General features: G+C 53.7%; 11 protein-coding genes. 5 read left to right on the forward strand and 6 right to left on the reverse strand.

From position 1 onward, the window contains the following. Positions 1–83: 83 nt before the first annotated feature. The gene (gene odhB, locus KB235_RS12660) at positions 84–1,361 is read right to left on the reverse strand and encodes a 2-oxoglutarate dehydrogenase complex dihydrolipoyllysine-residue succinyltransferase (RefSeq protein ID WP_211779830.1); all 1,278 of its coding nucleotides are present in this window, start codon (positions 1,359–1,361) and stop codon (positions 84–86) included. 18 nt (positions 1,362–1,379) lie between these two features. Further along, positions 1,380–4,226 (reverse strand): 2-oxoglutarate dehydrogenase E1 component, encoded by a 2,847-nt coding sequence (locus tag KB235_RS12665; RefSeq protein ID WP_211779831.1) that lies wholly within the window; start codon positions 4,224–4,226, stop codon positions 1,380–1,382. 337 nt (positions 4,227–4,563) lie between these two features. On the opposite strand from KB235_RS12665, the gene KB235_RS12670 reads away from it, so the two are divergent. The 4 genes from KB235_RS12670 (at position 4,564) to KB235_RS12685 (ending at position 7,123) form a co-directional block, all read left to right on the forward strand. Beyond that, complete coding sequence (locus KB235_RS12670) at positions 4,564–5,502, forward strand: ABC transporter ATP-binding protein (RefSeq protein WP_034804367.1); 939 nt, start codon at positions 4,564–4,566, stop codon at positions 5,500–5,502. Beyond that, entirely contained in the window at positions 5,480–6,208 is a 729-nt protein-coding gene (locus KB235_RS12675) for an ABC transporter permease (RefSeq protein ID WP_211779832.1), read from the forward strand. The genes KB235_RS12670 and KB235_RS12675 overlap by 23 nt, the downstream gene beginning before the upstream one ends. 65 nt (positions 6,209–6,273) lie before the next feature. Continuing rightward, the gene (locus tag KB235_RS12680; RefSeq protein ID WP_034816492.1) at positions 6,274–6,822 is read left to right on the forward strand and encodes a cysteine hydrolase family protein; all 549 of its coding nucleotides are present in this window, start codon (positions 6,274–6,276) and stop codon (positions 6,820–6,822) included. Positions 6,823–6,928: 106 nt separating this feature from the next. Beyond that, positions 6,929–7,123 carry a hypothetical protein gene (locus tag KB235_RS12685; protein WP_211779833.1) on the forward strand — a complete coding sequence of 65 codons (195 nt, stop codon included), beginning with the start codon at positions 6,929–6,931 and terminating at the stop codon, positions 7,121–7,123. Positions 7,124–7,148: 25 nt separating this feature from the next. On the opposite strand, the gene KB235_RS12690 is transcribed toward KB235_RS12685, so the two are convergent. Then, positions 7,149–7,757, reverse strand: coding sequence for a class I SAM-dependent methyltransferase (locus KB235_RS12690; protein WP_211779834.1), 609 nt, complete (start codon positions 7,755–7,757; stop codon positions 7,149–7,151). A 100-nt stretch (positions 7,758–7,857) separates the two neighbouring features. Further along, positions 7,858–9,768, reverse strand: a complete 1,911-nt coding sequence (locus KB235_RS12695) for an LTA synthase family protein (RefSeq protein WP_211779835.1) — start codon at positions 9,766–9,768, stop codon at positions 7,858–7,860. A gap of 354 nt (positions 9,769–10,122) precedes the next feature. Between KB235_RS12695 and KB235_RS15780 the strand changes: the two genes are divergently transcribed. Further along, on the forward strand, positions 10,123–10,461 hold the full coding sequence (locus KB235_RS15780) for a transposase (protein WP_276514432.1): 339 nt from the start codon (positions 10,123–10,125) through the stop codon (positions 10,459–10,461). Between the two features lie 427 nt (positions 10,462–10,888). Here the strand turns inward: KB235_RS15780 and KB235_RS12705 are convergent, their stop codons facing one another. After that, positions 10,889–11,668, reverse strand: coding sequence for a sulfite exporter TauE/SafE family protein (locus KB235_RS12705; RefSeq protein WP_211779836.1), 780 nt, complete (start codon positions 11,666–11,668; stop codon positions 10,889–10,891). 39 nt (positions 11,669–11,707) lie between these two features. Beyond that, positions 11,708–12,079, reverse strand: coding sequence for a rhodanese-like domain-containing protein (locus KB235_RS12710; protein WP_246514218.1), 372 nt, complete (start codon positions 12,077–12,079; stop codon positions 11,708–11,710). Positions 12,080–12,163: the final 84 nt, after the last annotated feature.

Genomic DNA, 12,163 nt, shown 5'->3' on the forward strand with positions numbered 1-12,163 from the left:
ACAAAAATCGACTCACACTTTTTTCATGGCCTAAGGGAAGGACGCATCGCTCTGGATGCATCCTTCCCTTAGGCGTTATCCCCTTACGCTTCGAACAACAACTGCTCTGGGTCTTCAATCATGTCTTTGATGTGTTTGAGGAACGTCACGGCCTCACGACCGTCGACGATCCGGTGGTCATACGAGAGCGCCACGTACATCATCGGGCGGTTCTCCATCGTGTCCGCGTCGATGGCGATCGGACGGAGTTGAATCGAGTGCATCCCGAGGATGGCGACTTGTGGGCCGTTCAAGATCGGTGTCGACAAGAGCGAGCCGAACACGCCACCGTTCGTGATCGTGAACGTGCCGCCTGTGAGGTCACTAAGCCCAAGCTTATTGTTACGGGCCTTGTCGGCGAGGTGAAGGATATCCTTCTCAATCTCCCCGAAGTTTTTACGGTCCGCTTCACGGACGACCGGGACGACGAGGCCGTCTGGTGCCGACACGGCGATGCCGATGTCATAGTACTTCTTCAAGACGATCTCGTTTCCTTGAATCTCGGCGTTCAAGTACGGCATCCGTTTGAGGGCCGCGACGGCCGCTTTCGTGAAGAATGACATGAAACCGAGTTTGACGTCGTTGTCTTTGACGAACTTCTCTTGACGGCGTTTGCGGAGCGCCATGACGGCTGACATGTCGATCTCGTTGAACGTCGTCAGCATTGCCGCCGTCTGTTGCACTTCGACGAGGCGGTTCGCGATCGTCTGGCGACGGCGCGTCATCTTGATGCGCTCTTCTTCCTTCCCACTCGCTGCCGGTTGTGGTGCCGCCGCTGGTGCTTTCGGCGCTTCTTGCTTCGGCGCAGGCGCAGGTTTCGATTCGTGGCTCGTCACGTCATGGACGTTGATGCGACCCATCGGATCATTCGTTTGAATCGCCGTGAGGTCGATGCCTTTCTCACGGGCGAGCTTACGCGCTGCCGGTGTCGCGATTGGCCCTTTGCCCGGGCTCGCGACGTGCTCTTCACGTCGTTCGACTTTTTTCGCTTCCCCGACCGTTTCGACTTTCGGCTCAGCCGGAGCTGGAGCCGTTTCGGCCGGTGCTTCCGTCTTCGTCTTCGTCGCGACAGCCGTGCCGCCGCCTGACCCCGAACCGAGACGGGCGATGACTTGGCCGACTTGGACCGTGTCGCCTTCCCCGGCGAGTTTTTCTTCTAACACACCCGATTCATCGGCCGGTACCTCGATGTTGACTTTGTCTGTCTCGAGCTCGACGATGGCTTCCCCTTTTTCGACATGGTCGCCTGGCTGTTTGAGCCATGAGGCGACCGTTCCTTCCGTAATGGACTCTGCTAACTCCGGTACTTTGATTTCGATCACAATGAGTTCCCCCTTAACTTATTTACGATCTTTTTGGTATGTGCTCGTGCCGGCAGCAGCCGAGACGGCGTCACGCGAGATGGCTTCGCGGATGATGCGCGCTTGTTCTTGTTTATGGGCTGTCGGATTCCCTTCGGCCGGACTCGAACGACGGCGACGGCCGATGTAACGGACGTTCAACCGGTTCGTTGTAACCGCTTCGAGACGTGGCTCGATATACGTCCAGGCACCCATGTTCTTCGGCTCTTCCTGGACCCAGACGATTTCCTTCGCGTTCGGATAGCGGCTGACGACTTCACGGATTTCACGGACCGGGAACGGGTAAATCTCTTCGACCCGGATGATATGAAGGAAATCGAGCGACTCCTCGGACTTCATCGTCGCTTCTTGCAAATCAATCGCCATCTTCCCGGAACAGAAGACGAGCCGTTCGACTTTGTCCGTCTGTTCACCTAACCCTGGCTGTTCGACGATCGGGCAGAACGTGCCGTCTGACAATTCTTCAACCGACGAGGCTGCAAGCGGATGACGAAGCAGGCTCTTCGGCGTCATGATAATCATCGGACGAACTTGTTCGGTGCCGAGCATCAACGCTTGGCGGCGTAAAATGTGGAAGTATTGCGCGGCGGTCGAGAGGTTCGCGACCGTCCAGTTCTTCTCGCCGGCGAGCGTCAAGTAACGCTCCATCCGTGCGCTCGAGTGCTCCGGCCCTTGACCTTCGTACCCGTGCGGCAACAGCATGACGAGACCTGACTTTTGTCCCCATTTGGCCCGTCCGGCCGAGATGAACTGGTCGAACATGACTTGCGCCGAGTTGGCGAAGTCGCCATATTGCGCTTCCCACAAGACGAGCGTGTCTTGGGCGAAGACGTTGTAGCCGTATTCGAAGCCGAGCACCGAGCCTTCTGAGAGCGGGCTGTTGAATACCGAGAACGACGCGTTCGCTGTCGATAGATGATGCAGTGGCGAGAACTTCTTCCCGGTCTCCGCATCGTTCAACATGATGTTACGCTGCGCGAACGTCCCACGCTCCGAGTCTTGACCGCTCAAGCGGACCGGTGTGCCGTCCGAGATGATGGACGCATAGGCGAGTGTCTCGGCATGGCCCCAATCGACTTTTCCGTTCTCCCCGAACGCCTCACGGCGACGGTCGAGCACTTTTTGCAGTTTGTGGAACACGCCGAACCCTTCCGGCCATTCGAGCAGCTCGTCGTTGATTTGTTTCAAGACTTCTCGTTTCACACCCGTCTCGACCGACGGGAACCCTTTGAAGACGGCTTCCGGCATGACGATGTCCGAATCCTCTTCTTCTGAAGGGACGAGGTCACGGGCCGACTTGAGTCGGTCTTCAATCGACTGTTCAATCGTCGCTTTGTCCTCTTTCGTCATGACGCCCTCGGCGATGAGTGCGTCGGCGTAGACGTGGCGGACCGATTGGTGGCCTTTGATCGCTTTATAGAGGACCGGGTTCGTGTTCATCGGCTCATCCATCTCGTTATGACCGTAGCGGCGGTAACCGACGAGGTCGACGAGGATGTCTTTATGGAACTTGGCACGGTATTCACTGCATAGCTTGGCGACGGCGATACACGCTTCCGGGTCGTCCGCGTTCACGTGGAAGACCGGGATTTCATATCCTTTGGCGATATCGCTCGCATAACGCGTCGAACGCGAATCGCTCGGGTCGGTCGTGAAGCCGATCGTGTTGTTGGCGATGACGTGGACTGTGCCGGCCGTGCGATAGCCGTTCAAGTTCGTCATGTTGAGCGTCTCGGCGACGATGCCTTGGCCCGGGAAGGCGGCATCCCCGTGAATGAGAATCGATGCCGCTTTGTCGTCGTGTTGGACGGCCATCCCTTTTTCCGAGCGGTCGTCTTGTGCGGCACGTGTGTACCCTTCGACGACGGCACCGACGAACTCGAGGTGACTCGGGTTGTTCGCGAGGTTCAATCGTACCTCTTTCTTCTCTTCGAGCACTCTGCGGTCGAGACCGAGGTGATACTTCACGTCACCCGACCAACCGAAGTTGATTCCGATTGAACCTTCCGACGGGATCAGCTCTTTATTCGGCGCGTGTTGGAACTCGGCGAAAATCATCTCGTACGGCTTCCCGAGCACGTGCGCGAGCACGTTCAAACGTCCGCGGTGCGCCATACCGATGTTGATGTGTTCCGAACCGCTTGAAATGAGTCCTCCAACCATCGCGTCAAGGAGCGGGACCATCGCGTCAAGTCCTTCGATCGAGAACCGTTTTTGACCGACGTACGTCTTATGAAGGAACGATTCGAACAACTCGGTCTCCGCGAGTCGCTCGAACAATTCGATTTTCTCATTTTTGGATAGTTTCGCTTTGAGCGCGCCTTGTTCAATCCGGCGACGAATCCAGCGTTTCTCTTCCATATCGTCTAAGTGACGAAGTTCGATGGCGACCGTGTCCGTGTACACGTCGAGCAAGTGGCGGACGAGCTCGAGAGCGGTCGCTCCTTGTTTTGGCACGTCTTCTGACAACAAGTGGGCCGGGATCTGTTTGAGGTCCGCTTCTTCTAACCCGTAGCGGTCAAACGCAAACAAGCCGTGCTCGCGCGGATGGTCTTTGAGCGGGTAAATGTCAGCCGCCTTATGGCCGAGTGCCCGGATGTCATTGACCAGCCGTGTCGCTGCCACGACTTTCTCTAAATCAAACGACGCGACCGGCGTTTCCGGCACCGCCGTTTCCGGTGCGCCATGCTCGTCGAAATAGCGACGCGTCTCCGCATCGACTGATTCTGGGTCTTCCAAATATTGCTCGTACAATTCAACGATATAGCCTAAGTTTGGACCGTAAAATGATTGTAACGCCTCATGACCGTTCGACGACTCTCCCATTGAATAAATCCCCCTATCCGTTCCTAAACGCCCTTATGTGTGAACGCTTTCATTTTAACATTAAGCACGAAGCAGTTCATCCTTCTGATTCGTACTAGATAAAGAGCCAAATCTTGCCTCTTACTCTCCCCTCCATACTACACCTTTCCAACTCGAAAGACCCATTCAAATTCACAATTCGTCCATACTATTTCAATAAGTTTTCCTTATCAATAAATTGTGAACCGACTCGTCCGTTTCATCGATTTCAAAAAAAGGTGAAACCTTGTTTCAGGCTGCTCCGTAATACCGTTGTAAGCAAGTTGGTAAATACTCTCAACGAAAGCTAGGTGACAGCATGTTAACCGTACAAAACGTACACAAAAAAATGGGGAAAGCGAACGTATTGACGAACGTCAGCTTTGAAGTCGTCCCGGGTGAGATTTTCGGATTCCTTGGGCCAAACGGAGCTGGAAAGACGACAACGATTCGCATCATCACGGGTCTGATGCCCGCAACACATGGGACGGTGACCGTCGACGGGTTCGACGTCGCGACCGATCGTCAACAAGCGCTCAGTCGCATCGGAGCCATCGTCGAGAACCCGGCCTTCTATCCGTATTTGACGGGTCGGGAAAACTTGATTCACGCGATGAATCTCATCCCGGGACTTAAAAAAGTCGATTTGAACGCCCTCGGCGCACTCGTCGGGCTCGAGACGAAACTCGATATGAAAGTGAAGCAATACTCGCTCGGGATGAAGCAACGACTCGGGATTGCCCGCGCCCTCCTCCATAACCCGAAAGTGCTCATCTTGGACGAGCCGACGAACGGGCTCGATCCGGCCGGAATCGCCGACTTGCGTCAATACTTACGGCACCTCGCCGATCACCGTGGCATCGCCATTTTAATTTCGAGCCATTTGCTCAGTGAGATGGAGATGATCACGGACCGTTTCGCCATCATCGACCAAGGTCAAATCAAGTCGGTCCAAGGTGGCGACGGGGAACTCCAGACGGAAAGTGTCATTTTATGCAAAGTGGACCGGGCTCACATGAACGATGCGCTCGACGTGGCGGCGCTCGCCTTCGACGACGTCAAGATTGTCCAACAGTCGGCGGAGACGTTCCTCGTTCCGCGCCCAGAGCGCGACATTCCGCATCTATTGAAACAGCTCGTCGACCGTGGCTTGTCCGTCTATCAAATCGGCATGAAGCACGAGACGCTCGAGGAGCAATTCTTGAAAGTGACGAAAAAAGAAGGAGGTACGAACAATGCGTTCATTACTAGCCAATGAATTTATGAAATGGCGCCGAACGATTAAACCGTTCATCGCCCTCGGTATGTATACGGCCATCATCATCTTGACGTACGTCCTCGTCCGCGGTGACGGAGATGCCGAGACGTTCGTCAACTTCGCCGCGATGGCCGCGATGACGTTCCTCGGCATCTTCACGATCGTCTTCACCGCCGAGATGATCGGGAATGAGCTGAAGTACGACACGTTGAAACATTTGCTCATGAGCCCGTATTCGCGGGACCGGATCCTCTTATCAAAACTGTTGGCGGCCCTTCTCATCATGCTCGCCCAGTTCATCTTCATCTTGGCCGTGACGTACGGATTCGCGCTCACGCTCGATGGGAACTTGACGTTCGAACAGTTCCGTAACTTGTTGCTCAGCGTGTCGAGCGGCGTGTTCGTCATCTTTCTGACGCTCATGTTCTCGGTCGTCTTCAAATCGACCGGCGTCGTCATCGGCTTCACCGTGCTCGCGAACTTCCTGTCGACGATGATCGGCGGTCTCCTCATCACGTGGAAGCCGGCCATCGCCAAATGGATCGTCTTCTTGCACACCGATTTGTCCGTCTATTACCAAAGTCCAGGCTTCATGGAAACGATGGACGTGACGATTTGGTTCTCCGCCCTCTACGTTCTCATCCATGTCGTCGCCTTCTACATCATCACGGCGTTTATGTTCCGTAGTAAAACGTTCGCCGAATAACGGTTAAACGGTCGGATGGAGTGGTACTCCCCTACTATAAAGAAACTTCATTAGGAGGGAGACGTATGCGAAAGACGGCACTGCTCATCATCGACATGTTCAACGACTTCGACTTTGTCGGCGGGGACGACCTGCTGCGCCACACTGAACCGATTGTCGAACCGATTTTACAGTTGAAACGTCACTTCAAAGACAATGACTTACCGGTCATCTACTGTAACGACAACTTCGGACAGTGGAAAGACAGTACGGAGGACATCGTCCGTCACGTCGAATCATCGAACGGACGCGACATCGCAAAACGCATCGCGCCGGAAGACAAAGAGTATTTCATCATCAAGCCGCGCCATTCCGCCTTTTACGGGACGCAGCTTGACATTTTGCTGCGGCAACTCGATGTCGAAAAGATTGTCATGACCGGTGTCGCCTCAGACATCTGCATCCTCTTCTCGGCGAATGACGGGTACATGCGCGAGTATGAGCTCCACGTACCGCAAGATTGTGTCGCCGCCGAAACAGACAAGCGGAATGAGAGCGCGTTAACCGTCATCCATGAGACGCTCGGCATTCCAATCGATGCGGCCGAAGCATATATCGAACAGACGAAATCGTGACAAAAGCCTCTGACTGTTGGACACACAATCCCAACATTTCAGAGGCTTTTCCGGTTTGTTTTCAGCTATGCTAAACGTATGAAGAATTTATGAAGGATGTGACAACATGTACCTCACAATTGGATTAGCGCTCCTCGTCTGCCTGATTGCCCTCGTCTTCACGATCATGGTCGGGCTCAGGAAAGACACGTCCGAGTACAGTCAGAAAAAGAGTTGGTCGATGGTGTCCTGGATTTATATCATTTTATTGCCGCTCGCCTTTCTCGGGCTCGGGCTACTCTACTATTTCATTACCCGATGACCTGTTCATCGGGCTTTTTGTTTCATCATTTTATCGCGACCGCAATCCCAAACGGATAATGTCGGCTCGGGCGTTTCGGTTCCACGAGGACACCTCGTTGATAGTAGTAGTCGACCGATGTGAACGGTTCGAACAGCGCCTCAAACTCCGCTTCTGTGAACTGATGGGCATGAAACGGCTCATTCGTCGGCTGCCCAATTCCTTGTCCGAACGGCGTCGACAAGACGAGCGTCCCACCCGGTTTCAACATCGTCCAGACGTTTTCCATGAAGCACTCAAAGTCCGCGACATGTTCAATCGTCTCAAAACTGACGATGCAGTCGAATTGACCGAGCCACTCCGGTAGCGTCCGGTCGAGCACGTCCCCGACGAGATAGGTGACGTTCGGATGATGGTACCGCCCTCTCGCATAAGCAATCGAGGTCTCGGATACGTCGACGCCGACGACTTCCTGCACGGTCCCTTTCAACGTCTTCGCAATCAATTGACCGCCGTAGCCGCTCCCGGTCGCGAAGTCGAGCACGCGCCCGTTCAAATACAATAATGAAAACTGATAGCGGGCAATGTGTTCGAGCAACATCCCGTTCATCGGACTCATCCGATCGGGAATGACCCGTTCTCCCGTATACTCCATTCGCTTCACTCTCTCCTGTTATGACTCTTGTCATCTTACCACGTTCGTCCGCATCTTGATTCAAGACCACAAAAAAAGAGAGATGGGACTCTCTCTTTTTTCATTCATTCTGTTCTCTGAATCGGAGCAAATCGGAGTAGATGATCGCATCATTCATCTCGAGGACGCGATTCGCCTCTTCTTCGAGTGGCTCACATGCTTCCGGTTCGGCTGCGAGTTCGCCCGTCTCCGCTTCATAGCACATCGACTGCGTGAAGACGTGCTCTTTCGTGATCATCGTCCCGTCTCGGAAGATGGCGCGATCGTTCCGCTCTGGGGCGAACAAGTCGTTCCCGAAGCCGATTTGGTCCGACGTATCGATTCCGAGCAAATGCTGGATTGTCGGGTTCATGTCGATTTGGCTACCAATCCCGTCATGGACGACCCCTTCTTCTTGTCCCGGCAAGTGAATCGCGAACGGTACTTGCTGTAACTTCGCGACGTCATAAGGGGTGATCTCTTCTTTCCCGAGCAGGTCGGCCATCGCGGCGTTATGGTTCGTCGAGATGCCGTTATGGTCGCCGTAAACGATGAAGATCGTGTCGTCCCACATGCCGTTCGCCTTCAACTCGTCGATGAACAATCCGAGCGCATAGTCCTGATAGGCGAGCGCCTGCGGGAAGTTGTTGAGCGTCGTCGAGTTCGTCTCGAACTTCGGTACGAGCTCATGCTCCTCACTCGGCATCGTGAACGGGAAATGGTTCGTGAGCGTGATGAGCTTCGCGAAGAACGGCTCCGGGAGCTCTTCAATCATCGGCACTGACTGTAAGAAAAACTCATCGTCGAGCAGTCCCCATTCCGTCATATCGGCCGGGTCGCCTAAGTCGTAATAGTCTTGGTCATAGAACGAATCGACGCCGATGTTGGCGTACATTTGGTCACGGTTCCAGAACGATTTGTTGTTCGCATGGAACACGGCCGAATGGTACCCTTCTTGCTTGATTCGCTCCGGCAACGCGTTGTACTCGTTGTCGGCGTTCGTGAAGTAGACCCCGCCGCGCGGCAACCCGAAGAGCGAGTTGTCGAGGGCGAACTCAGAGTCCGACGTCTTCCCTTGGCCGGTCGTATGGTAGAAGTTCGGCCAGAAGTGCGATTCTTCAATCAGTTTGTTCAAGTTCGGCGTGATGTATTCGCCGTTCGGTGCTTTCATATGGTTCGTGAAGTTTTGGGCCGACTCGAACGAGACGGCGATGACGTTCTTGCCTTTATACTTCCCGAACAGCTCCGGGTCCGGCGCAGCGTAGTTTTGTCGCGTGTATTGCTCGACTTCCGCCAACTCCGACCCGTCCGCCATCGCTTTTTGGGCCGACGTCTTCGTCTGGAGCATCGCGTCGTACACGTGGAAGTTGAACGTCCCAAGATTTTTGACGAGCAGTTCGCGGTCGAACGAGCGCGTCAAGAGTTCCGGACGTTCCGTCTCGGCGAGCGCCAAGTTGAAACCGAACATGGCCGCTGCCGCGACGAACGTGGCGATGACGCGTTTACGCGACGCCTTGCCCGTCTCATTCAATTTCCAAAGCAAGAACGGCAAGACGATCAAGTCACCGACGATGAGCAAGTCCTTCCACTGGAGCAGTGAGAAGAACGAAGACGACAACGTCTCCATGTTCGACGATTGGAACAAGACCGGCACGGTCAAGAAATCCGTGAACTCTCGGTAATATGTCGTATCGGCGAACAAGATGAGCGACGAGGCCGCGTATAAGATGTAGAGGGCCCACTTGCGTTTGTTCCCGCTGAAGAAGAAGCTGAACGCGAACAAGAACAGCGTCGAGCTGAGCGGGTTGATAAGCAGGATGAACGACTGCATCGCGTTATCGATTGGGATGTTAAAGAAGAACTGATAGGCGATCGTCGATTTCGTCCACAACAGTAGCGTGAATAGCCAGAACAGACGATGCGTCCGGAACGAGTTCGCTGCCGCCTGACGGAATCGCGCCATCCTCCCTTTCGGTGGATTCATATGATTCATTGAAAAACACTCCTTCATCATGATTCTTACATGTATCCACATAAGCATTTATATTGTTCAAATCGTGAACTCACGATTGAATGCACGGACGTATGAATCGTATTTTAACGTTCTCTTGAACTTAATTCAACTGAACAGACTGTGTGAAATCGTTGTACACCTTCCACATGTATGTAAAAAGGCTACCGAACAAAGCTCGGTAGCCTCAGATTGTTGACAAAAGAATGTTTTCGCTCATCCTCTTGGCGCCTCCGCTTTCCTAGGGCGAGCAGGGAGCCGCATTGCTTAACGCTGCTGGGTCTCCCTCCGCTCGCTGATCCCTTAGGAGTCTACGGCGCCGTCGGATGAGCACCGCTGTACTGGAACACCGGACAGCCCGGCACCGACCCCGAGATCCTCATCAAGATCATCCTCCTCGGCCCGCTGTTCAACATCCGTTCCGTGCGACAAACGGTGGAGCGCTCGTTCGCCGACGGGAAGAAGCTCCACGGTCTCCGCTTCACGTTCTATCGGGGGAATGAGGCGGTGGACCGCGCCAACCTGTTGGCCGAAAACGACAGTCTACATAGCATTTTTTCAATTTTATGTCGGGCAGAGCGCCTCGAGCTCGTGGGGCACAAAAAAAGACGAACCCATCCGCTTTTTGCGAATGGGTTCGTCAACAGCCTGAGGCTACCGAACAAAGTTCGATAGCCTCAGATTGTTGAAAAAGTCACGTTTCAGGCGAACTGAAACGTGACTTTTTCGTTTTCTGGCCTTGAGGCGCTCTGCCCGAGACCCTGTTCAGGCGAGCTGGGCTTTCTTCCATGCCAAGCCTGCCATCTTCTTGAGATTGAGGGCGGCAAAGGGTAGCATCGCCTCCATGACGGGTTCTCCACTTCTCATTATAAAAAAGGGGCGAGGGTACGAAATGAGGGATGGATGCGTGGACCGACCAAGGGCACGGCGAGACTTCTAGGGGAATAGCAAGCAAAGGGAGACCCAGCAGCGTTAAGCGATGCGGCTCCCTGCTTGCCCCCAGAAAAGCGAGCTGTGCCCGGTCGGACAAATAAAAAAACTGCAGACAATGTTTTGTCTACAGTCTGAGGCTACCGAACAAAGTTCGACAGCCTGACTTCAATTACCCGACGATGTCGAGCCAAATCTTGACCGTGCTCGCCAAAATGAGGAGCGCCAAGATGAGCTGGAGCGACTTCGTCTTCATGTTTTTCCCGACGTTCGCCCCGAGCGGCGCAGCGATTAAGCTGGCGATAATCATGATGACAGCCGGCTCCCACACGATTTGGTCGGTAATAATCTTGCCGGCCGTCGACCCGATGGACGAGATGAACGTGATCGCAAGCGAGCTCGCGATCGCCATCTTCGTCGGGATGCGCAAGACGACGAGCATGATCGGCATCAAGATGAACGCTCCGGCGGCCCCGACGATGCCTGAGGCGATCCCGACGACGAACGCCGAGCCGGCCGCGATGACTTTGTCGAACGTCACTTCATCGAGCAGTAAATCTTCGACATTCTTTTTCGGCATGAACATCATGACGGTCGCAATCGTCGCGAGCACCGCATAGACGACGTTAATCAAGTTCTCCGACAAGAGTGTCGACCCGTATCCGCCGATAAAGCTACCGATCAAGACAGCCACACCCATGAAAAGAATGAGCTGTTTGTTTAGATAGCCGCCTTTTCGGTATGCGTAAATGCCTCCGATTGTCGCGAAGAACACTTGAATCGCGCTAATTCCGGACACCTCATGCGCGCTGAACGCCGCAAAGCCGAGGAGCGGCGGAATGTACAACAACATCGGATATTTGATAATCGAACCGCCGATACCGACCATCCCCGAGATGAACGACCCGATGAACCCGATTAAAAAGATAGTGATGATAAACCCTAACTCCATAAAACAATCCTCCAGTTCCCTACTTACGAAAAGTAAGTTCTATTTCTGTTCCCAGGCGATCATGCCCCCGGTGACGTCATACACTTCCGTATAGCCGCGGTCGCTCAAAATCTGAGCGGCTTGGGCGCTTCGGTTTCCGCTACGACAGATGATGTAAATCGGTTCGTCTTTCACATGAGGTAATTCGGTCGCATTTAATGAAGAAAGTGGTGCGTTCACCGCCCCCTCAATATGCCCCCCCTCGTATTCTCCCACTTCTCGTACGTCAATCAACGTTATATCTTCGTTTTCCAATCTGTTTTGTAATGTTTCAACGTCAATTTTAGTAATTTTTCCCTTATTAGATGTGAATAGTACGATTAAAAGGGTGCCAACTACTAAAAATGACACCAACATCACGAGTTTATGCATTTTTTTAGCCTCCAATCTTTCTACTTGCACTCAGTATACCTTAGGGGGTATATTAAAGCCAACGAAAGATTCTCGTTGCCAAAC

The organism is Exiguobacterium alkaliphilum (assembly GCF_018138125.1).
Lineage (GTDB): Bacteria > Bacillota > Bacilli > Exiguobacteriales > Exiguobacteriaceae > Exiguobacterium > Exiguobacterium alkaliphilum.